This is a genomic window from Jatrophihabitans sp. GAS493, from assembly GCF_900230215.1.
Lineage (GTDB): Bacteria > Actinomycetota > Actinomycetes > Mycobacteriales > Jatrophihabitantaceae > MT45.
Genome location: NZ_LT907982.1, coordinates 3023969 through 3050748, shown reverse-complemented (window position 1 = coordinate 3050748; position 26780 = coordinate 3023969). Strand labels below are relative to the sequence as shown.

Sequence of the window (26780 nt, the reverse complement as noted above, 5' to 3'; positions counted from 1 at the left end):
CGTCGACGGGCTAGTCATTTATCCACGACCAACTGTCATGCCGAGTGGTCGCCACCCCGGCGGACGACGAGGTCTTCACGAGTGGGAGCCGACAGGCAAGTGTTGCTTCTGTCGTGGCGCTGATTGACCCGTCGACGCCTCGGCTTCGACGGGTCAGCGGGACCCGCGCATGGACAACGTAGCGCCGCAGAAGCACCCCGAGAACTGGTGCCACCCGACGCCCCGTTCTGGGCTGGCTCACCACCTGCCTCGGCATCGATCCGGCCTCCACCCGCTGGTCGGTATCGGTATCTCTGGCGCCGGTGTCACGTCGCCGGCGGGCGTCCGTCGGCGCCTGGAATTCGCTGAAGCTCCTCATGCAACGCATCATGCGTAGAGTCGCGCGGGAGCGTCGTCCACCGCGCAGAAATTGACGTATCTACCGCCGCGTGTGGTCCGCATTGGGATTCGTTATAGACGTTTTTGCGTAGATTCGAAATCTGCCAGAGCTTAGCAGATTTCTGGCCCGGAATTTCCGGAGATTTCTGGCTCTCAGGCCGTACAGCGACTTACTATTTTTCCGCTTCGCTCCAAAACGGTCCGTCACCGCAAACGCGGAGGCGAACGTGAAGCGGGCCCTCGCCGCGGCAGACCGAACTCGCTCCGCGCGATTCGGGTTCCTGTACGAGGGCACGCAGACGTAAGGCATGACCTTCCAGGTGTGCAACGTACGCGGCCATCGACGAGTCGGAGCCTGTCGCCAGACCCCATGTGACGTCGTCCTCGTCGCTCGCTGTCGAGCATGCAACATCAAGAGACCGAGTGCGTCAGAAGGAGGCCGGCGGGCATCGATTGTGGCCGATCGCGGGACGGCCGACCACCGACGCGCCGCGGTCCATTTCGGTTCACCGTGAAGCTGGCCGACAGATCGGAGTCGACCCGTTGGCGGAGCCGAGCCGAGCAATCGATGGGGCGTCCTCCGAGCGGTGCATTCTCGGCGGCAACGCCTCTCCGTCAGCCGCCTTGGCCACCACTGCCAGGGCACACCAGAAGCGCAAATACCTTCACCGCCACGCGCCGGACCAAACCCCTGAGCGGCGTCGTCGAGGCGCCTCGAGACGTCACGCCCGGCAACGTGCGAGGGCGCCAGCCCGAGCCTCAAATCTGTTGTCACCATCGACCCCGGCGGCTATCGCCAGGCCCGTCCGACGCTACGCGATCGGATAGACCATCTGCGAGTGCGCAAGCGCCGCCGGCGTCCACGGGTAGGTCGTGGGGACGGCCCTCGCAGCGGACAGTTTCGGACGACCCCGGGGGCTAGTCGATGACGCCGGACACGCTCAATCGCAAGTCGTCGCGACCGCTCGTCACTCTCCTGAACACTGACTGAAAGCGTCCGCCGAACGCCCGCCGAATGTCGCAACCGGAGAACGCGAGTGGCCACTTCTGCGCTGCGATTTTCGCCGGGTCAGCGACCACCTTCGGTACCCCAAGCGGGTCCCCGCGTCGGGCATCAGACGTGGCTCGTCGGATCGGCGTGGCGCGGCGAGTTCGTGTCCCCGGTCGAGCGTCCGGCGGTAGGTTTCTCGGAGGCAGGCGACGCCAATTTTTCCGAAGCGAGAGGTGGACTGATGGCAGCGCGATCGAAGCACTTCTACAGCGTCTCCGACCTTGCCGATCTCGCGAAGGTCAAGCCGGACAGCCTCAACACCAAGCTGCTTCCCGCACCGGATGTCGTCATCGGAATCAGCGAGGACCCGGGCCGGCGCCGGGTGTCCGGATGGAGCGAGGCGACGGCGCAGAAGTGGCTCGCTGAGCGGCCCGGCCGAACGGGGAGACCTAAGAAGCTCAAGCCGCCTTCGACCAGCGAACGGCGACCTAGCTAGGTCTCGATCTCAGTGCGCCGGCAGCGGCTGGCACGGGTCGGCATCATCCGACGCAGCGCGACGCTTCGGTCTCCTAGCTGACCGAGTTCGGGCGACCGAAGCCCGACGGATCGTCGCGACAAGCGGCCCGGCGCGACCCACTGACGGCGCTCTACGCCGAGTGCCTTCGGCGGCGCGTGTCGTCCGCGCGAAGTCGAATTCTGGCCAACCTCGCGTCTGCCGCGTCGTGTCCGAGTGTGACGCCGTTGTGCCGGTAGGCAGCAGCGTCAGATCGGGCGAGGACGTCGGGGCGGTGGCGTGCAATCGCGTCGAGCACCTCCGCCGTGACGCCGTGAATCGATCCGTATCCGGCGACCGATACATCGAGCGCGCCCGTGAGTGGCAAGGGGCGCTCACGGGCTCTCACGACCGTGTAGCCGGCCGCTGCTAGGCGGTCGGTCTTGGATCGGTCGGCGCGTTCCTTCTTCTCGCCATGGTGCCATCTCGCTCCGTCGTACTCGACGACGAGCATGCGCTGCCGGCAGAGCACGTCCACGTACATCGGACGGTGGCCAGGTAGCTTCACGAGTTGGTCCGTGACGTCGAGTCCGAGCACAGCATCCAGCTCAGCGGCGAGACGTACTTCGCGCGCTGAGACGGTGATCGCTGCGCAGGCCGGGCACCCGTTCCCCCTCATTCGGTTGTTGATCGTCGAGGTCCAGCGGTGCTCGGAGTTCGACGGGCAGATCCATGCGACTTTCTTGGTCCGGTTGGCCATGACCTCGTCTGGCATACACTCGTTGGTGAGCACGTCGAATTGCTGGGCCAGGATCGGGTCAACGGTGGCGAGACTGTTCGTCATAGATACCCGACGACTGGCGCAGAAGGGGCAGCCGTCGCCGTCGACGCGGCTGTACGGGCGCGCTTGCCAGCGGTGGTCTGCGGCGGCCGGGCAGGACCACCAGTACAGCTGGTGCGAGCCCTCCAGTACCTGATCCGGAGCAAGGCCACCGTTCGCTTCGACGTCGAACTGGGTGGCGAGATGCGGATGGTTGGCGAGGCTGTTGGTTACTGAAACTTGCCGCCCGGCACACGCGGGACAGCCGGTCCCCCGGACTCGCATCCGTACCTCGGCCACCCATCGGTGGTCAGGTGCGAACGGACAGCGCCACCACAGTCTCGAGTGACTGCCGGCGAGGACCTGATCCGCGCTCACTCCGCCGTTGGCATCAGTGTCGAACTGCGCGACGAGGTGGGGGTAGTTGGCCAATGAGTTGGTGATCGATATCTGCTTGCCGGCGCAGGCTGGGCAGCCCCTCCCCCTAGTCCGCTTGTACCCGGTAGCCCGCCATCGATGATCTGGTGCGACCGGACAGCGCCACCAGAGCTTCTCTTCGGTCCGAGCCGGGATCTGATCCGGCGTACGCCCACCGTTCGCCTCGACGTCGAACTGCGCGGCCAGGTGCGGATAGGCGGCGAGATTGATCGAGGTGAGCATCAGGCGTCCGCGTCCGCCCAGTCGACACGACCCCCGTCGGATGTGACGACGGTTCCGCGAGCGCCAGTGGTGAGACGGATCTCGCCACCGAAGGCGCCGTCGGGATCGGCGGGCCCGTCAGACCATTGGTGCGATCGCGCCCGGTCAACCTGCCAGGCAGTATCGACTAGCGCTGCCGTCGCGTGCCAGTTCTGGGAGACGATGCCATCCTCCACCATCTTGGCTACGTAGCGCTCGGTATAGAAGTGCGCCCGCTGGGGCGCCATTCCCTGCACGAGTAGGAGATTGGCGATGCAGGTCGACAGGGTATCCATCAGTGTCTGGTGCCACTTGAGATCGGCTTGCACGGCAGCCGTGGAGCCGTCGAAGACGCTCTTGATCACTTCGGTCACTGTCCCGCCGTAGGCGGCCTTCACACTCTCCAGCTCGAGCATCATGGCCAGACCTACCTTGTCCAGCTTCCTCGGGTCGTATTCCATAGTTGTGCATCCCTTGCTATCTTCGGGCTCCATCCGTTGGTGCCCGTCCTAGCCTTAAGTATACCGTGTCTCGGTATATTTTCAACTCGAAGTGATTCTCGATTGGCCTTGCTTTGCTACTCGGGCAGTAGTAGGCGTCACGGTCACCGGATGTTGGTCGAACTCCCGCATGGCCAAACTGATGAAAGACCACCCGGTCTTCGCTCGATCGCCGCGCCTCCTGAAGTTCTTGGGATCCGTGCGTACGCTAAGTCTCAACACCCCATCGGAACTGAATGGACCGTGACTTACACACCGCGACCGAGGCCGTCGTTCGTTGATGACCTCGAAAAGCTCCCGCGCTCAGGGCCTGCACGATGGCGGGACCGAGAGGACAACCTATACGAATACGACGGCACACACTGCGAGCTCGAAGTGTTCAACAGTCGGGGTAGACACATCGGAGTAGCCGACATATTGACCGGTGACATCATCAAGCCAGCGCGGAAGGGAAGGAACATCGATGTCTAGGACCACGTTCGTCGACGACCTCCTCGCCGGGCGCGCTCTGATCCCTGATCTCGACGACTACGTCGAGACTTGGCATGAGCTGCCAAATGAGGACCCCAGTTCCAAGCTGGAGCTACACGAATTCCTGGGGATGTCGTGGGACGAATACTCAAGCGTCATCAGGTTCCCCGCATCCATACGGTTCTTGGTTGCGGCAAGGAGGAACGGCGAAACATTGGACCAGACCGTGAGTGAAGTTGGTCTGCACGGAATCGCTGCGCGCGCCGACTCGCAAAACGATGCCGAACAACTCCTTCGTTGGTTGAAGAGTCGCGGACTTCTTGGGGATTCCGCCGAGGGCTAGCCATGAAAGACACAGCCATCCGTTGGTTGCTGCCTCCGCGGCGCGATCCGATTGCCGAGCTCACGAGAACAGTCCGGAAGCGACACGATCTCTCTGGAGCGTTTGATGCTGACGCGCTCGTCGCTCTCTATGCCGACGTCACGGAGCACGAATGGCACTTCGACTGCGACGCCGTATTGGTCGGCTTGGGGACAGGACGCCCGCACCTCTATTTGCGACGCTTGGCTGCCAGTTCCTCGCGTCGCCGCAGGTTCACTCTCGGTCACGAGCTTGGGCATCTTGTTATCCCGTGGCACCTAGGTCGCACGGCTTGTCACGCGCTGTCCTTCGAGGATGCGCCCAACCAAAGCACGTCCGGAGCAGCGGGACAGCAGATTGCGAAGCAAGAGCGTGAGGCGACAGAATTCGCGTCAGCGCTATTGGTGCCGCACGACCTACTGATAATGGCTGCTGAGCAGTCGACCCTGCAGGACCTCTTCGATCACTTGGATGCCTACAACGTTTCCACGATGGCGGGCTTGCTCGCTCTGCGGAACGCCTTACTACCCGGCTTCGTCTTCGTGTTTAGCAACGGAGAGGAACGGTGGCTGATGTCTCCCGGTAGCAGTCTTCCAGCAGGCGCCTCTGGCAGCCGACGTCAATTGGCGCGCGTTGCGCACGACATGGGAGCGTTCGAGTGTGGTGGACGCCGCGTCCAATGGTTCAATCTCAACGAATCAACGACATTCGAACTGGTTGACGATGAACGAGGTACCAGTGAAATTTTGCGGTCGGCAATCGCGGCGCAGCGATTCGATGATACGACAGCGAAGCGTCTATTCATGTTAATCAACGGGATCGTCGCAGGCAAGCTAAGCAAGGACCGAGCAGCAACAACCGACCAAGCCCTATCGATTGCGCGCGGTGCGGTTCGAGATGATCCGCGTATTCCCGTCGCGATCCGCGAGCACGACGACTTCGATCTCTATCTTCGAAGGAAGGCGGAGGAGCGGATCGCGAACAGGCGAGCGGCGGACTAGCCAACGACCATCCTCAAACGCGGACAGTGCATGAGCGTTGCAACCCGTTGATTTGCGGCGACAAAGTCTCCGGACACACCGGGGCACGCCATCTCTGACAACATCGTCGTGACGACCTGGCCGCTGCTGCTCGACGACGATCGCCTGACCTCCCTCACCGGCGCCCGCACCGCCAGCACCGCATTGCCCAACCCCGCCCCCGCGGGTTCGATCCGCGCCCAACGACGAGTGCCAGCAGACGGCGTCGTCATGGTCGCGAGCCAGCGGCTGCGAATCGGCCGCCAGCACAAGGGCAAACTCATCACCATCGTCGCCGAGGACAAGCATTTCCGGGTCATAGACGGCGACCAAGAACTGTCCACGCACGTACGGACCGTCCCCAAGATGTCCCAGGACGTCTTGAGGCGTCCTGGGACCGCATAATCGGATAGCCCGATCAACGTCGCCCCGCTGCCGAGTCGACGTAGGCGCTGATCCAGCACCCATCAGGTGCTTGTGCAGGTGGCCGGACCCCGTGAATTGATCCACGGTTTGTGAGAGTCAGTTTCGGTGGGTGCAGATGGCAGCGTAGCGGGCTGGGGTTTGGTAGCCCAGAGCCGAGTGCCGCCGATGTTCGTTGTATTCCTGTTTCCAGTCGCTGATCACGACCCTCGCGTGGGCCAGGGACCAGAAGATGTTGATGTTGAGGCATTCGTCGCGGACGCGTGAGTTGAACGATTCGACGTAGCCGTTGCGCCACGGCTCGCCGGGTGGGATGAACGACAGCCCGACCTGTTCACCGGCCCAATCGGTCATCACCGCGCAGGCGAACTCGGGGCCGTTGTCGCTGCGCAGCACGACGGGGTACCCACGACCGGCGGCGACGCGGTCCAGTTCGTCGGCTAACGCATCAGCGGTGATGGACCGTTCCACGAGCCCACCGAGGCATTCGCGGGTGTGCTCGTCAATGATCGACACGATCTTGATCGGTCGGCCGTCGGTGGTGGCGTCGAACTGGAAGTCGACGGCCCACACCGTGTTCGGTGCGTCAGCTTTCGGTAGGCCGGGGGCGGTGCTGGTGCCGAGGCGTTTACGGCGGCGGCGTTGCGGCACGCGTAGGCCTTCGTCGCGCCAGAGTCGCTGTATTTTCTTGTGGTTCACCGTCCACCCCTCGCCGCGGGCGTCGTGATACGCGCGGCGGAATCCCCACCTCGGATGCGTTTTCGCGTACTCCCGTAACCAAGCCCGCAGCGCCGCGTCGGGATCGGCCGGCGTCGCCGCCTGTGGTTCGTGTCGCTGTGTGGTGCGGTTCTGCCCGGTCACCCGGCACGCGAACCGCTCACTCACGCCCATCGTGGTGATGAGGTGGTGAACGGCCGCGCGCCGGCGTTCCGGGCTCAGAAGTTTCCCCGGGCGATCTCCTTCAACGCGGCCTTCTCCAGCTCCGCGTCGGCGAGCAGCCGCTTCAGGGTGGCGTTCTCCCGCTCCAGGTCCTTCAACCGTTTCGCGTCGTCAGCTTTCAGGCCGCCGAACTGGTTGCGCCACCGGAAATAGGTCTGCTCAGAGACCTGCAATTCCCGGCAGACATCGGCAATGTCTTTGCCTTCGCCCAGCATCCGATCAGCCTGCGCCAGTTTCCGCACGACCTGCTCCGGGCTGTGCCGCTTCCTCGTAGTCATCGTGGTCAAGCCTTCCTGCCCACAACGTGGGCCGCAAGACTCTCACTCGACCTGGATCAACCAACCGGGGTCAGGCCACAGGACTTCCGGCCGCCAGCTAAACACGCCGTACTCGTTCCAGCGCGGCTCAACGGTCGGAGCCATGCCGACAATCCTAAATTTCGACGAACTCAAGCCAGGATGAGTCGGCAGCTCCTTGCGCGCGTCGCATCGGCGCGGACGGTACATCGAGTACAGCGCACCCGGCGCTGGTCACTCACCGTTTGGATGAACCGCCATGTCCCGCAAGAACACCCCCACCTCCACGCCCGCACCCGGCTTGGAAATCGTCGTCCTTGGCCTCGGCCAGTTTCACGAACGCCCCGGCGGCGGGGATGCGGTTGTCCCGCTCGCGCAGCTGGGCGACGTCGTTGATGAAGACCTCCCGGCCGGTCAGCGTGGTCGGGATCTCGGTCAGCCAGAACGGCCCAGGAGCCGTCAGCGCCACCTGGACGCCCGCGTGCAGCAGTCGGGTCGCGAACGAGCACGGCATCCACCAGGCGGGCCCGTCAGGGCCGTCCAGGGGACTGAACGTCGGAAGGAACAGGCCGTTGGTGGGCGTCACCGTGACGCCGAGGGTGTTGGTGGCCAGTTCGTCGGAGGTCCAGGCCCCGCCGCCGACCGAGATCAGAGTGCCGGGGCGGTGGAGAACGGAGTGCAGGTTGGTCACGGTGACTACTGTGCCGGGTACCTGGCATCAGTCTTCACCCAGCAGCCTGACTGACCGGGCCAGGCCCCGATGGACGCCCCGACGAAGTACCGTGCAGCCCTGTGTACCAGAGTCGTGCCGCTCAGCTCAGGGTCTTGCTCAAGCTGATGGTCAAGTGCAGCGATGCCCCGCCTATCCCGCCGAACGCGGCCTGGGCGAGTCCGCAACCGCTCACCGGTTTGAGGGTGGTGTTTCCGCTGTAAGCGGTCGCCACTGAGCCAGCGAGCGTCAGTGTTGATGCGCCGGTCGTCTTGCAGCTAGTGGATGACGGCAGTAAGGGGATGAACCCAAGAAGGTTGGCCGACGACACCGACAGGCCAACTGGCACGGTTAGAGTCGCCTGGGTTCCGCCGACTGGTCCGAAGCCGAATTTGCCTTCGATCGCGACTGGCACCCACCCGTAAAGCAAGGTGGTGGTGTGCACGACTGCGTTCGTCAGGGAGCCGCTCGCAGTTGCCGTTGATCCGTTGATCACCACGCTGCCCGTAACCGGGACGTTGTAGCCGATCGCAGAGATCGTGCCCTTGACTGTGAAGTGCGATGGCTTCGGAATCGGCGTGGCGGCAGGAGTGGCCGTGGGAGTTGGAGCGGGAGTTGGGCTCGGCGATGCGGTTGCAGCTGGCGTGGGCGTGGGCGTGGCAGAACAGGAGGCCGGTACGGGCTGCACCCGGAATTTCCCGATATCCCATTTGGAGAGGCCACCAAAGCTGGTCAGCTCTTCGAGTGGCACGTTGCCGAAGTCGTAACCAAGGTTGATCGTCATCCCGAGACCCGTCGAGCGGAAATCCAATTTCTGGTATGGATCGACGAGGCTATAGGACTCCGTATCAACCTCACCAGGAGCAACATCCGCATCTCCCGTGAACCCGTCGTCCGTGAGTAGATTGTAGAAGAAGTACCGAGTCGTAGATGAACCGTCGACGGTGATCGTGTAATTGCCCGCACAATCTGGGGTGGAGATAGACACTGTGGGAAGTGGTCCCGGTGTCGGCGGGCTAACGCAGCTGAAGACGTCAGACGTCGAGGTGTACGGAAAGTTCGGATTCGATGCAAGAACCTGAAAGTCCAGATTCTGCCCGAGGATCGTGGGCGGGACAGCGAAGGTTTGAGTGAACGAGTTCTTTGCCCCGGCCGCGATCGTCAGCGGCACGGCGGCGATATCAGTCTCCGGGCCGCCGTCAGGGAATGAAGCCAATTGAATTGAGACGTCGTAGGACGTCGTCAACTTCGACGCATCCCAGGAGAAGCTGAATGTTGCGGAGGCAGGAACGCCGCCGTCGCAGGCGTAGCTGGTGCCAACCGGCGAATAAGACACCGGACCGTCACTTGCTGGCGGATAGGTCTCGCCCGCACTCGCAATACCCGATCCCGCAAAGAATTCCGCCAAAAGCGTCATCGCCGCGACGAAAGTCAGCAACGCACGGCGCGAACGAGCGGATTTGCGCAAGCGTGAATGATTCGCCATTAGTCCCCCAGGAATATGCAGCGTCCACGGGTAGGCTAGGCGACGCACTTGCATTCGCGCAAGCATCGTTTGTTGGACACGCCGACCCGCAGCGAACCGGCCCTGTCCGGCGTCGAGTGTGGTCAGGCCGGAAGCGCCCAGCTGGCCGCCGACGGGTGCCGAGCGACGCATCCAGGGGAGATCGGGTTGGCGCGGCCGACGGCCATCGGATTGGCTACCTCGCTACGAGACCCGTGTCGACCCGACCCGACCCGGTCAGCGTCGACGGCGGGGCGCGTAGGGCGTGACCAGCAGCTTCATTCCGGCCTGCTCCGGGGTGCGGTCGCGTTTGCGGCCGTTGCATGGAGCGCAGCAGGCGACCGTGTTCAACCAGCCGTTCTTGCCGCCCTGGGCGCGGGGGCGGATGTGGTCGATGGTCAATCCCTGCGGCGAGCGGCAGTACCCGCAGATCCGGCCGTCTCGATCGAGCACGCCCCTGCTTCGACCAGGCCGGTGGGCCGTTGAGCCGGTCGTAGGCGACCATGACGTACTTCACAGGTGGGCCCGTCAGGGCCGTCCAGGGGGCTGAAGGTCGGAAGGAACAGGCCGTTGGTGGGCGTCACTGTGACGCCGAGGGTGTTGGCGGCCAGTTCGTCGGACATCCACGCTCCGCCGCCGACGACCAGCAGCGTGTTGGCCCGTTCATCTTGGGGGTCGTTAGTGCTCACCGTGGTTACTGTGCCGGATGCACCGGATCGGTCTGCGGTCACCAGCCGTCAGCACGATCGTTCAAAGCCTAGTCGCGGAAGGGTGCGAAGCTGACGGCCCTTTTCGCCTGGGCCTCGGCGACCACTTCCGCCCAAAAGGTCCCACCGCTGACCTCACCGTCCAGCAGAATCTGGTGTGTCATATTGCCCATGAAGGACGCCAGCTCGACGATCTTCCGCCGATCGGACTCTACGAACAACTGTGGCATCGCCAAGAAACATTCAGCGATCTGATCGTATCCGTGGTCAAAATCCCGTCGGCCGCCGATCTTCCTCTCAAACCGCAGCAGATATTCTCCTGGGTAGTCGTGCGCCTCCTGAAGCTCCCGAGCTTGTCCTCTCAATCGCGGGGCAGCAGCCGAGGACGCGTCATTGTGTTCTGTGTCGAACCGTTGTCGGGCTTCCTCGATGAAGGAGCCCTCCTGGTAGGCGGCGTAGGTGTCGTAACTCTCTGGGTCGGCCCACCCCGGAGCCTGAGGCAGTCGGCCACGACCAAGCGGGCTATTGGGGTCGTCCCAAGGGTGGCCGTAGAAGGGCGTCGTCATCGCAACACGGTGTCCAGGCACATGCCTGGATGCTACAAGCCCGGCTAGCAACGAACTAGCCTTCGGAAAACACCACTTCTACGGCCCGCCATTACCTCAGCGTCGACGGCGGGGCGCGTAGGGCGTGACCAGCAGCTTCATTCCGGCCTGCTCCGGGGTGCGGTCGCGTTTGCGGCCGTTGCATCGAGCGCAGCAGGCCACCAACCAGCCGATCACCAGATTCAAAGCCTGGTCGCGCACGCCCAAGCCGTGACCGTCAAGCATGTCCCGATGACAAGCTGTCAAGCATGTCCAAAGGTGCAATGCGGTGAACGAGAGTCCGACTGGCTGTTATCCAGTTCCGGTGCGCAATCGTGTGAGCAGTTCTCCGGAGCGGGAGAAATCCTTGACGCATAGCCGACACGCAATGCTGCGGACCGCACTCATGGCGGTGCAGAGGGGCATCGCCGGCAATTAGCCGTTCATCGAGCGCCCAAATTCGTCTCGCCGGCCGTCCGCCGAGCAAGGTCAGTCACTCGCCGACGCCATTGCTCGATCGGCCGTCCAGCCACACGAAGGACCAGTTTGACATCGCCGCTCGGGCGGCCGACCAACTTGACGGCCGACGCTGCTCTGGCGGAGCAGATTGGTCCGTATCCCGTCCTGGCGCTTTCGTGGTCGGTGAGCGGACGCCCGCAATTCAAGCAGTGGGTGAGTACCTCGTTCTGACTTCGGGCACCCGATGACCGGCGAAGTCGCTCAAGGCTGTCCTGCGCCAACATGCGCCGCCGCCGCTCGACCGGATCACACTCGTCGCTGGTGACCGCAGTCTGCCCCGCGTCGACCAGCGCCGCCTCCAGCCGCTCACAGATGAGTCCGCTGAACCCGTGAATGTCGGTGTGTCGAGTGGTGGCAACAAGGAGCCGGTGGGCATCCAGCTCCGTCGCCGCCACCCGGCCTCGCTGCTTCTTGGTTTCCACAGGCCAGTCAGGTCGCCACAGCGTCCACCCGGTCGTCTCGAATCGCAACGCATCCTCGGCCGTCCGCACCAGAACCCACGCGACGCAAAATCCGGCGCCGTCGAGGACGCGGTCGACTGCGATCACGGCGCCACTAGCCGCAGGCGGCACCAGACGAATCGCGTCTGCCCACTCGTCATTCAGCGCGAGGACCAGGTCGGCTCGCACGTCAGCCCAGCTGCGGGCACCCTGGTCGCGCTGCCCGTGAACGGGGGACTTGGTCGACGGGGCGGATCTCCCGGCGGCGCGATCCGCCCTCGAGCGGGCGGCGTCCACGAGCCGGACGAGGGCCCTCAGTTCCGCATACACCCGGCTGGACTCGAACCCCGGGAGCCCTCTGATGTCATTGGCCAAGTTCTTCAGTTCCGCGGCCAGTGGAAGCAACTGGGCTGTGGTCACGACGCGATTGTCCAGAAGACCCAGCCGTCGGGCGGTCCGATTCACCGTGTCCAAACGTGCCCAAATTGCTGTCCCGGCGTCCGGCAGCTTTCGGTCAGCAGGTCGACGCCGATCGTTCATCGTCCGGAGCATAACCGCGGAACGCAGGCAACCCGTTGCGAAGCCATGAACGCGGAAGGCCACTGGCGGAGGTTCTCGTTGGACGCGCTGCGCGAAGATGCGAGCGAGCATAGCTACTATCCGTTTGTTCGACTAACAACGCCAGACTACGGTCGGTCACCGACCGTAGTGGCACCCGCACACGTGGGCAGCGATCACGACTAGGACGGAGAGCTGGCATGGACGCCAATAGCCCCCGCTGGCACGAGATCTCTCCGTCCCCGTTCTCCCACGAGCGGGACGGGCTTGCTCGGCTGCGCGAGATGCTCCCGGATGCCGCACCGTTTCATGCCTGGACGAACTTCGAATTCCGCGATGGTCAGGGCAAATGGCACGAAATCGATGCTCTGGTTCTCGGCGAGCGACGCCTACATCTGGTCGAGCTCAAGCACTACCAGGGAGATATCGGCGGCAACGCCTACGTCTGGCAGCGGGGGCGGCAGAGTGAGGACTCGCCAATACGTCGCACTCGGAGCAACGCTCAGCGACTCTCCAGCCTGATCAAGTCCGCTCTTCGCGACCTGGCACCGAACTTGGACCCGCGCGAGCTCCCCTGGGTCCAGGAGACGCAAGTGCGGTCCGCGCTTCCGGGGATGGCTGAGCGGCAGGGTCAAGCCGCCACACGCCTCGCCGATCGGGACCCTTGTAGGGGCGGAGCGAGGATACGAATCCTCGGGCTCGTCGCAGGCCGATGAGTTGATGCTGTGAGTAGAGGTAAGCACGTTCGACGGTCGGCCACGCTGTTTGCTTCCTTCGTGTGGGCCAGGAACGAAACGGCACCGTGGCGGGATCGCTCAGACGACCCTCCACGGCTGCTCGGTACAGGGCTTGGGGGATCGTAGTGTGGCAGTGTTGTGCAGTGAGGCTCTTCGTGAGGTTAAGTGACGGCTCGGGCACGCGGGCGTTTGTCAACCGAACGCAGTACATCGGCACGAGAATGCGGTAGCGATGAAGTTCTTGCAAGCCGTCGATGGTGAGGTCCCAATCGCCGGCCATCGTGATGCGGCGGATCTTCGCGGCGTCGAGCATATCGCTGGCCGTAAGCAACGGGACTTGGCTGAACGGGTAGGGAAGGTGAAGGAGATCCAAGCTCGAGCGACTGGATGTCGCGAGCGCTGTGGGAACCGTCGGCGTGAACGTCACGGCCTCATAGGACGGCATGCCTAGACGCTATATGAGCGGCGACCGGAATGCTCGGCCACTGTGTGTTGGCGACGGTACCCGTCCTGCCGCTAACTCCGTTTCACGCCGCGTAGTGACCTGGGCGTATGAGCGCGATCCGTTCGAATTCCGATTCGGCGACTCTGCGCCCACGTTGGATGTCCCAGCTATCCTCGATTTCCGATGTTGGTTGTCGTGACCGACGACGGTTGGTTTCAGTTGCGGTGTGGCCCCCATGTGGCCCGAGCCGGTTCGCATGCAATGGACCGGACCGCGCTTGACGACAGTCAAGGCCTCGCCTCTGCCATGACGAGTCCTCAGCCTTCCGCCGTGCTGGAAATGTTCTGGTCAAGGTGGCACATTCACCTCGAGCCCAAGACCGATGCGGACAGGAGTTCACGTGACCCGACAGCGCGCGGCTACGTGCGCGTGTCGACGAGCGCCTAAGCCCGCTCGGTCCCAACTCGCAGGTGCCGGGTGCCGCTCTCAGGACGCGGCCTTGCCCGTTTGGTCGCGCGAACAACTGAGATTCGACCCTCTCGGACAGTATTGAGGTCGAGACGTGGCCTCGCCATTGCGGCGGAAGCGCCGAGGAAAGAGACTCATCCAGTGCAGGTTGCCCGTAATCACCACACCGTTCCGAGGTTGTTCCTCAAGGGATTCGCCAAGGACGGCAAACAGCTGATTGGGCGGCACCGCGACGGAACGACTGGGTCCATCTCGGTTGCGAAGGCCACCGTCATCCGCGACTTCTACGACCCAGGGCTGACTTCGACGCTCGACGACTCGATCGAGACGTGGTTCTCGCGGGAGGTCGAGAGCGACGGCGCTGAGGTCATCGACGCGCTGCGGAAGGGCGTTTTGCCGGTCAGCCCCGCAGTCGACCTCGCATCCATGTTTATCGCCTTCCAGATGGTGCGTGGTGCCTCGTTCCGTCGCAGCCAAATGGAGGTCGCGGACATTGCGGGCCGCGTCGACTACGCGGGACGCGTCATCAGCAAGATGATCGAAACGGACCCGCAGTTCGACCCGACAGATGCTCAGGTAGCAGAGCTGGCTGCGTATCTTGGTCCTCGCGCACCCGCCAAGCTGAGGACTGTCGGTCCGGACGCGATGATGCGGAACATGGTCCGGGAAGCTCAGCGCGTCAAGGTGCTTCTGCCCTCTTTCCACTGGTCTCTTCTGGGTTCGAATGCTGGACTCCTTGTCACAAGCGACACCCCTGTGGTGACGCGCGGCCTACAAGGCGAGTTCAACGACGGACCAGAAGTCCTTCCGGACGACTTCGAGGTGCTCGTTCCCGTCAGCCCGAGCCGGCTCCTCGTGATCAGCCCGGTTCCCTCGTTGGGCTCATTCGGACAGTTGAACGGCGACTTCGCGCGCGACGTGAACGAACGTCAGGTGCGAGCCGCTGACGACCTCGTCATGCACCATCCCGACATGGCGTGGCCGACCGATCTTGTCCTTGGTGCGGCCCCGCCCACCCTGCCAATCCCCCACGTCACCATCGGACGAAGCAGGGAGGGCGAGCCGCCGAGCGCGATGAGCTGGCCGAAACTGCCTGATGCACAGATCATGGACGCGATGCAGTTGCTCGGCGGTGATCCGCCGCTACCAGCACCCTGAAGATCTCGGTCGTCTCGACTGCGACCTGGCAAGTACCGTGAGCATCGTGCCTGACGCGGACGAAACGAGCCCGGTGGTCGAAATCTTTGCGTTCTCGGGTCACCAAATTCTCGACGTTCCCGAATCGAGCCGGCTGCACCGCGTCGTGCTTCCAGTCGTTGGTGTCACAGCCGACGGGGAAGCGAAGGCGCTCGGTACCGCCTTCTGCATCGCGTCGAGCAGACCCTGCGTCCTTGTGACGGCCTGGCATGTCGTCGACAGGTTCATTCGCGAGAACAAGTCGGGGCTCGAACGCGGACCCGCGTCCATTCAGATCGTCCTCGCACTCGGCGCTAGCGACGACGAGAAGGACCTCGGCCGACCAATCCCTGTCCACCGCGTGGTTCATCATCGGGGTTCAAAGGTCTCGCGCGGAGCCGAATGGCTCGGCCCCGAAAGTCAATCCGAGTCGGGGTTCCAGTCCGACATCGCCCTCCTGACCCTCCCCTTGGTGCAGGACGCCGCCGGTCGCGACTTCTGCCCGGACCAGATAGGCATCGGTTTCGGCCTGCCCGATCCCTCTGCCTGGACGTACGCGTTTGGCTACCCAGGGATGCGCGTCCGGAGAATCGTCGATGAGCAGGACAACAACGTCCTGGACGTCCAGCGGGTACTCAGACGTTCCGCCGGGCACGTTGTGCGCTCATCCCCGAACGGCGATCCCGAGGAGCCTCTGGTTGGCCCCTCGTTCGAAGCTGACCTGGCCATGCCGTGGGGTATGAGTGGAGGCCCGGTGCTCGCCGACGATCAGACGGTCTGTGCCGCGGTTAGTCTCGCGCTCGACCCGGAATCTCCGAATGGGGCGTGGAAGTCGCACGCCGCCGGTCTCGCCCCGGCGCTGGATCTTCCCGTTCATAACGAGCCCGGTGTTGGCCCGCTGACGTTGCGAGAGCTGGTGGACGCGGGGGCGGTCCTCGCGCTCGGCGACGTGCCACCCGCCTCGCCTCAACCTCCCGACGCTGAAGTCTTCATCTTCGACAACCTCTAGACCGAAATCTCGCGACCCGACTCCGGATTGACGTACCAGAAGATGCTGCGGGTGTGGACGCGGTAACCCCGCTTGTTCATCGCGTGGAGAGCGTCGTGCACGCACGGGTACTGCACCGTGCGAAGTCGCTGGGCTACTCCCCAGTCCTTCAGGCCCTTCTCGCCGCTTACCCACCCGCCATTTTCGATGAGCTTGATGATCTCGGCGATCGTGTCTTCGACGCTCAACCACCGCACGTGGGGAAGCTCGTCGCTGGGACGCATGATGCCGTTCGGGAGCGCGGGGTCATTCACCAGCAAGCCCTCACGGCCGAGTTGGTTGCTCACGCGGTTCCACTTACTCATCAGCTGAGCGCGTGTCATTGCGTCGCCCCAGCGACCTACCAGGGCATCGAGATATCCCTCCCACGGTATCCGCGCACCATCGGCGTGGAGCTTGAGCGAGAACGTGCGGATCTCGTCGTCGTCGACCGGGAGTCGGGCACTGTCGCCTCGGGTTCGCGGCGGCTCCTCAAGGAGGCCCTTGCAGTGGCTACACCACGCGGCGGGCAGGGTGTCGTCTAGCGGGCATATCGGCTCCGCGATCACGGGGACCACTCCTTTCGCACCTCCACATCGTGCACCTGCGGGTCGAGCGGCGCTAACCCACGCCGGCCGGTCGCGCACCGGTCCTGGACAGCGCGTGGTCCGCTTCACGCCCATTAATCCGAGGCACCGGACCGCCGGCTACTGACGCCGATAGTCGCCGGCCCGCGTTGAGCCGGAACACCCCCGCGGACCTTGGCGCCACCAGACACGCTCCCATCGAGATAAAAGTCAGACTGAGCCGTAGACCTCGAAGGCGCCTTTGGTCACGCTCTGAACGTATGAGGCGGCACCGGAGATCAGTCTCAGTTGCTCGTCGGTGGACGCCGCGATGCTGAGCCCCGGCTGCACGATCAATGTGGTGATGCGGGGGAAAAGTTGTGGTGCTTGCTGCCTGATCCGGAAGAGGTCACCGCGGTCGCCGACTTCGAAAGCTGTTCCTCCGGTACGGCGGGAGTACGCCTGCACACGCCTATCAAGGTGGTCCAAAAGTGGTATCGCGCCGTTGTCGCGCCAGCGTGCTCCGCGTACGGCCTGTCCGCAGACCTCGTACAGGTCAGCCAGTCGCCCACCGGGCACTGCGGACGTCGAGTACTTGCAGTGCACCAGAGTTACCAGCAGATCTCCGTGGTCAATCCTGACCCCGACCAGATCGGCGGCTTCTCCGGAGCGGTCGTCATCGATGAGGACGTCGAAGGTCTGAGTCTGCACCAGGTGTCGTGCCATGAAGGCTTGGATCGAGTCCGCTCGGCGCTCGGCTCCTTGTGACTCGACTCGAATGTCGACGCCGTTGGCCGCCCAGTCCAAGTGATGAAGCGCGGCACGCGGGTAGGGCGGGACTTCAGTCCGGGGCTCGAGAAGTCGATCATCACCGGTGATCATGCGGTCGCCGCTGAGGAACAGGGTCGGTTTGTGCTTGTTCAGCCAGCTTGAGAGCGGCGTCGTCACACCGCGACGGTCTTCTACTTCCGCGTCGGCGGTGCCGGCCGGGCGGTAATGCAGTCCGGTCGCACCGAACTCGCCCTCGTAGGGCATCTCCCAGCTCGGCGCGACGATCGAGAACTTGAGAGGGCCGCTGTCGGCGTGGTCGTCGACTCTGAACTCCGCGTCGGTGAGAAGGACGCCTGCTCCGTCGTGGCTGACTTTGGATGCAGTTCCGTTGCCGGTATATAGCTCCCAGGGCCATTCCAGAGCGAGCAGGGGGTGCGGCGGCCGCTCCTTGACGTCGACCGGGATGATCATGTCGCGGAACAGCGAATGGATGTCCACGGACTTATCCCGCAGTTTGGTGCCCTGTTCTTCGCACCAGCGACACCAGTCGGCGAGGTTCGGCGCGCTTCGCATCGACCAGAACCGGCCCGATAGGGATGCGGCGATCGTGACCCGGTCGCCGTTCTCGATCGCCTTGGCCGCCACGTGGGTGTTGGCCTTGTGGGTGCGTTCTGCTTCGGTAAGAGCGGTCTCGACGTCGCTGCCGACGTGCATGGAGAAGCGCTTGTCGCGGTCTCGTGCGTCGAGCAGACCGATGTTGGTGGGGATCAGGCGGTCGAGCTTCGCGAAGACCCGGAACGTGTCGTAGCCCTTGACGGGTGCTGGGTCGTGGCCGAGCACTGCCGCCGCGAGATCGTCGTATTTGCGCTTGGTGTCCGATCCGTGGATGTAGAGCAGGCTGCGTGTGCGGTCGAAATGCATAACGACCAGCGTGTAGTTGGTGGCCCTCAGCGATGGGACGTCGCCCCAGCGGAGGTCGTCGATGGTCTCGATCACGAACCAGGCGACGCCGCTGTCAGCGCTGGTGCTGATGAGATCGTCCAAGATCGACTCGCCGTAGACACTGCGCGCCGCGAGTGGGTCCCATTCGGTCGCTGATGTCGCGTAGGCGATCGCACTCATCTTTGGTTCGAGAAGACCGACCGGGACGTCGGCTGGCGCGCCATCAAAGGACGCCTCGAAGGCGTTTATCTCATCGGCCCGTTCCGTCGCCCGCTCAGTGATGTCACTAAGGACCTTGTCCCAGTCGGGGTCCTCGCGCAGGAGAAACCGCAGTGGAGACAGGGCTTGTTTCGGGTCCTGACGCACGAACACACTGGCTGCGCCGATGGGCACCGGGGAGACGGTGCGCGCGAGACGCCCAATAAGTTGGATCATCGGGCTGAGCGATTTGTGAGAGTCGTGGAACGCGCCGACCTTGAGCGTTGGGAGATCGAAGCCTTCGCCAAGCATGTCCACGCACACGATGACGCGACTCGTCTGCGCGCGGATCGCCTCCAGTGCCTGTTTTCGGCGGCCCGCCGGCAGGGAGTCATAGAGCACCTGCGGCTCGAATTCGCCGGCCAAGCGGCTGTACAAGGCGTGAATCTCTTCGGCTCTAGACTTCGTGGCGACCCGCGCGAGCAAGACGTGCTGATACCCAGTGGCAAGGTCCGAGCGCAGACGCTCCAAAGCAGCGCGCGCGAGCGATTCGTCGTCATCGTCGAGATCCAGGACCGCGGTGAAGTCGATCCTGCTGAAGTAGTTTTCTCGTTGCGCTTCTCGCAGTGGAAACCGAAAAATTACCCGTCCGGGCAACGTACGGCCGTCGCGGCGGTAGGGCGTGGCAGTGAACAGCAAGGTCGGCCGGCCGGCAAACTCTCGGATGATTTCGGTCCAGGTCGTTGCGGGAGCGTGATGTGCCTCGTCGACGAGTAGGTGCGTGAAGCCCTCGTAGAAAGCGTCACGGACCGGGCCGTCGTTGGCGTGTATCGCTTGCGGGGTGGCGACCACGACATTGCACGCCGCAACCAGCGCGCGCGCATCATCCACATCGGCGACCCGCTTTTCCAGTCTGCCAACGACGGGGCGGAGAGCTTGCGGGCTGACGATCGCCTCCTGTTGCAGGATGCCCAATGTCTCGAACTTGGAGGCGATCTGATCACGCAATGCCGTCGACGGCACGATGACCAGGACCTTCGTTGGGCGTTGAGCTATCAGCCACGCCAGCATTGTCTCTGTCTTCCCCGTACCGGTGGGCATAACCACTATGCCTGGCTCTGGGAGGCCAGAGGACTGGTAGCCGACGATGGAGTGCAGCGCCGCGATCTGGGGGCGTCGTAGACTCCTGGGTCGGTCGTGTGGGGTGAATCCGATTGCGGCATCGAAGGATGCCAGCACTTGTTCGGGCGGCAAGGGCTCGCGGCTGCCGCGCCAGTGGATTGGCCCTCTGCCGGAGTCCAGCATCGGGAGGTTCGCAGTCAGCGGCCCATCCGGACCGATTGCCGAGCCGCGCCGGGCGGGCCAAGCACCGTATGGGCTGCGGATGGACCATGACCCGTCATTGCCTTGGTCGACTTCAACGCTGTTGCACTCGCGTACGAGCAACTGTCGTACGGGGTTTTGCCCGATACGACGTTCCCTCGCCCACACGTTGGTCGTCGACCGCGCCACGATGCCTCCTTTGGAGGATCAGACTCGCACACGCCGTGGACAAATCAGCTGTGGTAATCACCGATTCGGCGCGCCGCCAGACCCCGTTCAGCTCGCTGGGTCGCTGGTCGCGCCCGCCGATGGCGCGGCTAGAGAACGAGGTCAAGCAGCTTGGCATTGGCTCGAATCCGGTCGATCACTTCGTCGTAGTTCGGTGGTCTCGCCGCGCCGTAGTACAGATCGCGCATCGCGTTCTCGTGTTCTGCGCGTAGTTGGCTGGCGTGATCCCAATCGGGGTTGAACGCCTCGCAGGCGGCGAAGCCCCCGCCGGGCGGCGGCAGGTCTGGCAAAAAGTCCTCAGACACTCGGATGCAGTCGGCGAGCACACCGGCAGCGGTCACTCGATCGCGCAGGAACGTCAGCACCTGGTCGTTGCCAAGGAGCGCCCAGATGTCATAGAACTGGCGCCCGATACGGGGCCATCCGTGATCGGAGCGGCGAGCAGCATCCACAACGAAGTTGTTGACGCGCAGCAGCTTCTCGAGCAGCGTCCGTCCCGGGTGCAGCATCAACACTTCGAACGGTGCCAGATCGGCGAAGGCCTCTATCGGGATGTCAGCGGCCGCAAGCTGCCGGGCCAGGATGCTCGTCACCGGTCGACGGTTCACCGGGTGGTCTCCCCCGGATTGACCGAGTTCGACGAGGATGCCGCCCGGGTCGGCGATGGCGGAGCTGGTGGCCTGCGGTGACAGCGGGGCACTCAGGTAGACACTGCGGTGCATCGAGCCCGGCTTGCCGCCGCTGTTGCGCTTCTCCGCGACGCTCCCAGGCAGGGCGTTCTGCGCGGCGGTGCACATCCCTTTCATCGCCCGCTCTACCGCACGCCGTGAGTCGTATGCGCCGATGACGAGCAGGTCGATGTCTTCGGAGAAGCGCTCGATGAGTCGCTGCTTCTCCAGGCTGGTGCCCCCCTTGAAGATCGTCTCCCCCGGCGCGTCTTCCTCGATCGCACGCAGCGCCTGGCAGACCCAGTAGTCCTTCTCGACCGCTAACTGGGGGATCGAGAGCTGCTCGGCGGCCGCTGCGATCGTCTGGGCGAAGATGTCACGATTCTCCTCACGCCAAACGACCGCAGACTCCGGACTCACTTGAACGAAGCGAGAGCGCGCTCACGCACCCGTGGATCCGCCGGCGGCACCTTCGCGGCCAACCCCGCCATCCCCGCGTCGGTCAGCAACTCCGACAACCGTGCCCGCGTGACCGCTGGCTCGGTCTTCGCCGCCTTCGCCAATCGATCCGGACGCACCCGTCCCGACGTCACCGCGCCACGAAGCGCCCGCCACGACTCCTGCGGGCTCAACTCGCTGGTCGACAGGTCGTTGAGCACTTCCAACATCGCGACCTCAGTACGGTCCAGCCCAGCCGCGCGACGACCGGTCCGAGCCGCGCGCGACACGAACTCGACGGTCGGGGTCGATCGTCCGGCTCGAGCAGGCACTGCGATCTGAGCCCGACGAGGGACCTGCGTCGACAGTCGCAGCAGATTCGCAGCCGACAACCCGGCCGGCCCCACGCCCTTGTCGCCGGACACCTCCGCTGCCAACGCGTCCGTCGGAGGTGGACTCATGCCAAGCGGCGTCTTCGTCCCACGCCAGTACAGCCCCTTACGCACCCGACGCAGCTCCCCGCCCTTGGCGAGGTCCGCGAGCAGGTGCTGCACGGTCGACGGCGCACCCGCAATGTCGCCCGGACGCCAGAACCGATCCCGCGACCGCAGGATCGTCGATCGATTCGCCTTCACCTCTACCACCTCCAGTTCCTGCACTACGATACGCAAACCTGCCGCACGGAGCAAGCATGACGATACGCGAAACTGCCTATGACCGCTACGCCCCTAAGTGATGTGCTCAGTCGTCGCCCGCGTGCGCTCCTCGACGGCTACCAAGGGCCACCGACGCGCTAGACCGCCTGGGACGCGGACGCCGGACGGCTCACCGAGCCCGGCCGAAGGCCTGGACCGCCGCCGTCGGGCCACATCGGGGCCACACCGAGACCATCGCTAGCCAGCGCAACCAACGCTCACGCGGCCCCAGCGCGGCCCGAGACATCCCCGGAAACAACTGAACCCCCCGGAATCCGGGGGGTTCAAAGGTGGGCGATACTGGGATTGAACCAGTGACCCCTACCGTGTCAATGCTTTCCGCAGCGAGTTGGTTGCCGTTACTGAAGTTGAGTCCGTTGGTTTCTGGGACTTCCGTCGTTGGTTGTCGTGGTTGGCGATGGTCTCTTTCGGGTGCGGTGTGGCCCCCATGCGGCCCGGGCCTTGATCCGGCGTCGGGTCGAAATCTGTCTGTCGGCCGCGCTTCCATTCGAGCATCAGAGGCTGCCACGAACGAACATGCCGTTCCATCGTGCTTCACAACATCAAGCCTGGAATCGAGGACAATGCTCCGCGGCTTGAACTCGACGCAACTGATGCTGGTAACTATGTGGAGCGGGCGAGGGGTCCGGCCTGCAGTGTGCGGACGCGGCGCTCGATGTCGTCGCGGATGGGGCGGATCTGCTCGACGGTAAGCCCGGCGGGGTCGGTTAGCTCCCACTCGAGGTAACGCTTCCCGGGAAAGATCGGGCACGCGTCGCCGCCACCCACGGTGATGACGACGTCGTCGGCGTGGACGATCTCGGTGATCAGCGGCCTGGGGACTTCCTTGGTCAGGTCGAGGCCAATCTCGGTCATGACTGCGATGACGGCCGGGTTGACCTAATTGGCCGGGGTTGGAACCGGCCGAACGGACGCGCACTCGGCCGCCGGAGTGGCGCTCGAGCAGCGCGGCGGCCATCTGGGATCGGCCGGCGTTGTGGACGCAAAACGAACAGCACTTCCGGTGTATCGGCCATATCAGTCCCTGAGTAGTAGCGGCGTCTGATCCATAAAGAGACGTAGACGAGTCCGACGAGCGCCGGGACCTGGATCAGCGGCCCGACGACTCCCGCGAGTGCGTGGCCAGACGTGACGCCGAAGGTCCCGATCGCGACAGCGATCCCGAGTTCGAAGTTGTTACCCGCGGCCTCGAAGGCAAGGGTGGTGGTTTTCATAGCCCAGCCCGAGGCGGCGGCCAAGGCCGAAGCCGCCGAAGAACATGTCGGCGAAGTAGACCAGGAGCGGGGACGCGATCCGCACACTGAAACCATCGCGGTCAGGCTGCCCGGGCTCACCGGCTCGCCGATCCCGACCTGGAACGCACTGGTGGCGCGGTCGCCGAATTTGACTCCTCCCGACGTCAGCTCGCGGGGTGGTCGCGGCGGCGGTCCTGCGCTGGGTCGTCCACCGCACGACCCGACTCTGAATTCCGAAGTAACTGCGTCGGATCGACCCATTTTTCCGGCAGGATGTTCGTGCGGGAATCTAGCCAGGAGGAACTATGTTCGAAAAATTCACCGATCGCGCGCGACGGGTGGTTGTTCTAGCACAGGATGAGGCAAGGGCGCTCAATCACAACTACATCGGCACTGAACACATCCTCCTCGGCCTGATTCACGAGGGCGAAGGCGTTGCCGCCAAGGCGCTGGAATCACTTGGTGTCTCGCTTGAGGTTGTCCGCAGCCAGATCGAGGAAATCATCGGCCGAGAGGCAGAGACACCGATCGGACATATCGCCTTTACTCCGCGAGCCAAAGCAGTTCTAGAGCTCTCCGAGCGCGAGGCGCTCGAACTAGGCCACGACCACATCGGCACCGAACACCTCCTGCTCGGCCTCGTTCGCGAGGGCGAAGGCGTCGCCGCGCGCGTGCTGCGCAGCTTCGATGCTGACCTGACCAAAGTGCGTCACAAAGTTGTAGAGATCCTGAACGGCTATGGGCTACCCACCCGCCTGCCCAGACAGGCCACCGCGTCACTCCCCTCTCCCGTGCAGCAGTCGAGGTCTGGAATCGGCGCGAACCTCAGAGCACGCTTGATTGCAGGCAAGGCGAATAAGCTGTACGACGCGGGTAACAAGCATGAGGCCATGGACCTCTACGCCCAGGCAGCAGCTGCCGCGAAGCATGACTCGACGCTCTGGGTTTTCATACAGGTCCTGCGCGGCGAATTTCTCGTCGAGCTCGACCGAAAACGCGAAGCGTCAGTCGTCCTCCGCGAGCTAGTCGACAATCTCGATGACGTCCGCCTGTATCGTTTCGAAACCAGGGCATGGCGCGGGTCCAACCTACGAACTGAGATGCTGAGCACTCTCGTCGACCTGCAGCTCGAGCTGTTGGAATCAGCTGCCGAGTTCGACACGTTGACCGAGCTTGCCGAGGCTGCACGCGCGTCGGGCGACGCCTTCGAACGCGGCAGGGCCCTCCGGCTATCCGCCGATAACCTACGCAGGAAGGGACGCCTCAGCGAGGCGATCGACACCCTGAACGTCGCCATCGCCGAGGCGTCACGAGTCTCCGACACCGCCGGCGAGGCTCACGCGCAAGTCGCCGCAGCCTATATCGAGGGCCGCTACCCGAGCGCTGAGGCAAGGCAGAACGCAATCGAGCGGGCTCGCCGTGCGCTCGAACTCTACGAACACCTTGGCGACAAGGGGGACCTCGCCAACGCGCACGGACTGAGCGGCCGGCTTCTCCGTTGGAGCGGCAACTACCAAGGGGCTCACGACGCCTACTCACGTGCCGTAGACGTTCTTCGTTCTGCTGGCCTGCAGGATGGATTGGAGACGGCACAGACGGAGCTCTCCTCCCTCCCCCTGGCGCCGCCGCGTCTCTCGGCGGTGGCCGACTGATGGGTTACGTCGCCTTCGTCCTGTTGCTTCTCTTTCTACGGAGAGCGCGCATGCAGACGTCTCGCGGGGAGCGTGAACGCTTCGTCGCGCGGGCCAACATCGCCTCGCTTGAGCAGTTCACCAAAGACCTCGAAAGCATCGACATCGAGGTCATGTCGCCCATCGACCGAGCAGTGCACCGTACCATCGGCCTGCGGAACTTTCTGGCAGATTTCGTGCTGCCGCTCTGGTTTCTGCCGGGCTACCTGCTCATTCGTGCATACGGAGTACCGATTCGGACCGTTGCCCTCGGACTCGCTGCCTATCTCACCGTGGCCGTGGCGCTCACGCCGGCGCGGCACAAGAGGAAGGGCTATCAGCCCATCGGCGGCGAACGAACTGCGGCTGAGTGGCTTCTTGTCGGCCCGGGCCTCGTTGCCCGCGCAGTTCTCGCCTGGGCCGGCATCTGGCTGGCCTACGCGGGCATGAACCGCTGCGACCACGGCCGTTGGCTTGTCGGTTTGGCCCTAGATCTAGGCGCGTTGGCGACGCTGCTTGTCGCTCACGTCCCGGCGCACATCGCGGAGCGAGCAGCGCGCCGTCGCCGAACCGTCAGGTTCTCAACAGAAACACCGGCGGACTCAGTCCTGCTGTTGCGGTCCTTTGCCGACGACAACATCCGAGTGACAGCGAACTTCAACGACCTGAGTCTCGCCAGCCCGTTCTTCGACGGGGCGTTGCCCTCACGGTTCGAAGAACTCGTCTCCTGGTCGCTGTTCACCAGTGGCTCCTTGGTTGCCATTGGACGCCCAGGGGAGCCACTGCCAGAACTCGGTGCGGCACGCACGTATTGGCCAGATGACCGCTGGCAGGACGCAGTCCAATACACGGCGCACCGAGCCGAACGCATAGTCATGGTGGGCGGGCTGACGCAAGGGCTTGCCTGGGAGATCGACAAGTTGCGGCGCTGGGGGCTGCTTCAGAAGGTTCTCGTCCTGCTACCTCCGGACACTCCGCAGCATTCGGTCCGCCGCCTGGAGCGCGTGCTGAGTGACCTGGGTATAGAAGACTTTCCGCTCGCCTCGTACCACCCGTATTTCGTCGTCGGAATCAGCTTTTCCACCGCCACTGGCGACTTGACTCCAGTGGTGCACACAGCGCTCGGGAGAACCGCGCTGGAGTACCTCGCCGCTTTGACGATCCATCGAGTCCTGGTCCGGGACTCGAGCAAGATGGCCGAGAAAGTACAGGCGTTCGTCGCGACGGAGCTACGCGAACACGAGATCGAGCCCCCCGAGCAACGCATCCCGAACGTTCTCGCGCGCGCTATCAGTGAGCCAGTCGACCGAAAGTCGCCGGCTCCGAAGGCCGAAAGCTCCCGCGGTCCTACCCCGTTCAGCCTGCATGCGCAGCGCAGCCTGGAAGCGGCTCGGAGCGAGGCTGTCTCTCGCGGAGCATCAGCAATCACACCAGGGCACTTCCTCCTTGGCCTGATCGCTACCGCTGCATCCGACTTCGAGTCGCTCACCAGCATCAGCGCAGGCTGGGCCGCCCAACAAATCATCTCAACCTTCACAGTGAACAACCGTGTCCGGGCGACCTCCGCAGAGTTCGACGCCGACATGCCGGGAATCCTGAGAAGTGCTGAGGGTGAGGCCCGCCGAATGGGCTCGTCAGAAATCCTCACCAGCCACCTCGTGCTGGCAGCGCATCAACACAGGAAGGGCGCGATCGCGAAGGCCATCCCGTTCTTCGCCCTCAGTCTGGATCAGGCGCGCGCCATCGCCTCCAACGTGATCTAGTGGCCGACGGGGACTGGAT

General features: G+C 64.0%; 20 protein-coding genes and 5 pseudogenes. 10 read left to right on the top strand and 15 right to left on the bottom strand.

Features of this window, described 5'->3' with window-relative positions:
- Nucleotides 1-1610 precede the first annotated feature (1610 nt).
- The gene (locus tag CPH63_RS14150; protein ID WP_096303529.1) at nucleotides 1611-1865 is read left to right on the top strand and encodes a hypothetical protein; all 255 of its coding nucleotides are present in this window, start codon (nucleotides 1611-1613) and stop codon (nucleotides 1863-1865) included.
- Between the two features lie 151 nt (nucleotides 1866-2016).
- On the opposite strand, the gene CPH63_RS14145 is transcribed toward CPH63_RS14150, so the two are convergent.
- Nucleotides 2017-3342 (bottom strand): zinc-ribbon domain-containing protein, encoded by a 1326-nt coding sequence (locus CPH63_RS14145; protein ID WP_096303528.1) that lies wholly within the window; start codon nucleotides 3340-3342, stop codon nucleotides 2017-2019.
- Complete coding sequence (locus CPH63_RS14140; protein WP_096303527.1) at nucleotides 3342-3821, bottom strand: hypothetical protein; 480 nt, start codon at nucleotides 3819-3821, stop codon at nucleotides 3342-3344. Before CPH63_RS14140 ends, CPH63_RS14145 begins: the two co-directional genes overlap by 1 nt.
- 150 nt (nucleotides 3822-3971) lie before the next feature.
- Between CPH63_RS14140 and CPH63_RS23755 the strand changes: the two genes are divergently transcribed.
- The 4 genes from CPH63_RS23755 (at nucleotide 3972) to CPH63_RS14120 (ending at nucleotide 6116) form a co-directional block, all read left to right on the top strand.
- Nucleotides 3972-4331 (top strand): colicin E3/pyocin S6 family cytotoxin, encoded by a 360-nt coding sequence (locus CPH63_RS23755; protein ID WP_096303526.1) that lies wholly within the window; start codon nucleotides 3972-3974, stop codon nucleotides 4329-4331.
- Nucleotides 4324-4674, top strand: a complete 351-nt coding sequence (locus tag CPH63_RS14130) for a hypothetical protein (protein WP_096303525.1) — start codon at nucleotides 4324-4326, stop codon at nucleotides 4672-4674. Before CPH63_RS23755 ends, CPH63_RS14130 begins: the two co-directional genes overlap by 8 nt.
- 2 nt (nucleotides 4675-4676) lie before the next feature.
- Nucleotides 4677-5693 carry an ImmA/IrrE family metallo-endopeptidase gene (locus CPH63_RS14125; RefSeq protein WP_096303524.1) on the top strand — a complete coding sequence of 339 codons (1017 nt, stop codon included), beginning with the start codon at nucleotides 4677-4679 and terminating at the stop codon, nucleotides 5691-5693.
- Nucleotides 5694-5801: 108 nt separating this feature from the next.
- Complete coding sequence (locus tag CPH63_RS14120) at nucleotides 5802-6116, top strand: hypothetical protein (protein ID WP_096303523.1); 315 nt, start codon at nucleotides 5802-5804, stop codon at nucleotides 6114-6116.
- 117 nt (nucleotides 6117-6233) lie between these two features.
- Here CPH63_RS14120 and CPH63_RS14115 read toward each other — a convergent pair.
- The 7 genes and pseudogenes from CPH63_RS14115 to CPH63_RS14085 form a co-directional block, all read right to left on the bottom strand.
- Nucleotides 6234-7351, bottom strand: a protein-coding gene (locus tag CPH63_RS14115) for an IS3 family transposase (protein ID WP_096303177.1) whose coding sequence is annotated in 2 segments (ribosomal slippage) — nucleotides 6234-7084 and nucleotides 7084-7351 — 1119 coding nt in all. Because the reading frame shifts where the segments join, the coding sequence is not laid out codon by codon here.
- Between the two features lie 256 nt (nucleotides 7352-7607).
- Nucleotides 7608-8060 (bottom strand): hypothetical protein, encoded by a 453-nt coding sequence (locus tag CPH63_RS14110; protein WP_096303522.1) that lies wholly within the window; start codon nucleotides 8058-8060, stop codon nucleotides 7608-7610.
- A gap of 121 nt (nucleotides 8061-8181) precedes the next feature.
- On the bottom strand, nucleotides 8182-9546 hold the full coding sequence (locus CPH63_RS14105; protein ID WP_157749561.1) for a hypothetical protein: 1365 nt from the start codon (nucleotides 9544-9546) through the stop codon (nucleotides 8182-8184).
- A 273-nt stretch (nucleotides 9547-9819) separates the two neighbouring features.
- Nucleotides 9820-10038: pseudogene (locus tag CPH63_RS14100) on the bottom strand (HNH endonuclease); the annotation flags it as partial.
- 301 nt (nucleotides 10039-10339) lie between these two features.
- Nucleotides 10340-10855: a hypothetical protein gene (locus CPH63_RS14095; protein ID WP_096303519.1), complete on the bottom strand. Its 516-nt coding sequence runs from the start codon at nucleotides 10853-10855 to the stop codon at nucleotides 10340-10342.
- 96 nt (nucleotides 10856-10951) lie between these two features.
- A pseudogene (locus tag CPH63_RS23750) lies at nucleotides 10952-11059 on the bottom strand (HNH endonuclease); the annotation flags it as partial.
- Nucleotides 11060-11316: 257 nt separating this feature from the next.
- Nucleotides 11317-12252, bottom strand: a complete 936-nt coding sequence (locus CPH63_RS14085) for a DUF6011 domain-containing protein (protein ID WP_157749560.1) — start codon at nucleotides 12250-12252, stop codon at nucleotides 11317-11319.
- A gap of 338 nt (nucleotides 12253-12590) precedes the next feature.
- On the opposite strand from CPH63_RS14085, the gene CPH63_RS14080 reads away from it, so the two are divergent.
- From CPH63_RS14080 to CPH63_RS14065, 3 genes are all read left to right on the top strand, one after another.
- A complete protein-coding gene (locus CPH63_RS14080) occupies nucleotides 12591-13106 on the top strand; it encodes an NERD domain-containing protein (protein ID WP_096303517.1) in 516 nt (171 codons plus the stop codon).
- A 943-nt stretch (nucleotides 13107-14049) separates the two neighbouring features.
- Nucleotides 14050-15198 (top strand): DUF4238 domain-containing protein, encoded by a 1149-nt coding sequence (locus tag CPH63_RS14070; protein WP_096303515.1) that lies wholly within the window; start codon nucleotides 14050-14052, stop codon nucleotides 15196-15198.
- Nucleotides 15199-15244: 46 nt separating this feature from the next.
- The gene (locus tag CPH63_RS14065) at nucleotides 15245-16225 is read left to right on the top strand and encodes a trypsin-like peptidase domain-containing protein (protein WP_157749558.1); all 981 of its coding nucleotides are present in this window, start codon (nucleotides 15245-15247) and stop codon (nucleotides 16223-16225) included.
- Here the strand turns inward: CPH63_RS14065 and CPH63_RS14060 are convergent.
- From CPH63_RS14060 to CPH63_RS23740, 6 genes and pseudogenes are all read right to left on the bottom strand, one after another.
- Nucleotides 16222-16812: a hypothetical protein gene (locus CPH63_RS14060; protein WP_157749557.1), complete on the bottom strand. Its 591-nt coding sequence runs from the start codon at nucleotides 16810-16812 to the stop codon at nucleotides 16222-16224. The two genes, CPH63_RS14065 and CPH63_RS14060, sit on opposite strands and share 4 nt — an antisense overlap.
- A 228-nt stretch (nucleotides 16813-17040) precedes the next feature.
- The gene (locus CPH63_RS14055; RefSeq protein WP_371364960.1) at nucleotides 17041-20211 is read right to left on the bottom strand and encodes a DEAD/DEAH box helicase; all 3171 of its coding nucleotides are present in this window, start codon (nucleotides 20209-20211) and stop codon (nucleotides 17041-17043) included.
- Between the two features lie 149 nt (nucleotides 20212-20360).
- Nucleotides 20361-21359 carry a nucleotidyl transferase AbiEii/AbiGii toxin family protein gene (locus tag CPH63_RS14050; protein ID WP_096303511.1) on the bottom strand — a complete coding sequence of 333 codons (999 nt, stop codon included), beginning with the start codon at nucleotides 21357-21359 and terminating at the stop codon, nucleotides 20361-20363.
- Entirely contained in the window at nucleotides 21356-22012 is a 657-nt protein-coding gene (locus CPH63_RS14045) for a hypothetical protein (protein WP_197704354.1), read from the bottom strand. The genes CPH63_RS14050 and CPH63_RS14045 overlap by 4 nt, the downstream gene beginning before the upstream one ends.
- A 684-nt stretch (nucleotides 22013-22696) precedes the next feature.
- Nucleotides 22697-23109, bottom strand: a pseudogene (locus tag CPH63_RS23745) (arsenate reductase ArsC).
- Nucleotides 23110-23118: 9 nt separating this feature from the next.
- Nucleotides 23119-23392 (bottom strand): annotated as a pseudogene (locus CPH63_RS23740) (arsenic resistance protein); the annotation flags it as partial.
- A gap of 241 nt (nucleotides 23393-23633) precedes the next feature.
- On the opposite strand from CPH63_RS23740, the pseudogene CPH63_RS23735 reads away from it, so the two are divergent.
- Together CPH63_RS23735 and CPH63_RS14025 are read left to right on the top strand one after the other, a co-directional pair.
- Nucleotides 23634-24068, top strand: a pseudogene (locus CPH63_RS23735) (Clp protease N-terminal domain-containing protein); the annotation flags it as partial.
- A gap of 962 nt (nucleotides 24069-25030) precedes the next feature.
- On the top strand, nucleotides 25031-26761 hold the full coding sequence (locus CPH63_RS14025) for a Clp protease N-terminal domain-containing protein (protein ID WP_172892213.1): 1731 nt from the start codon (nucleotides 25031-25033) through the stop codon (nucleotides 26759-26761).
- The last annotated feature ends 19 nt before the right edge of the window (nucleotides 26762-26780 follow it).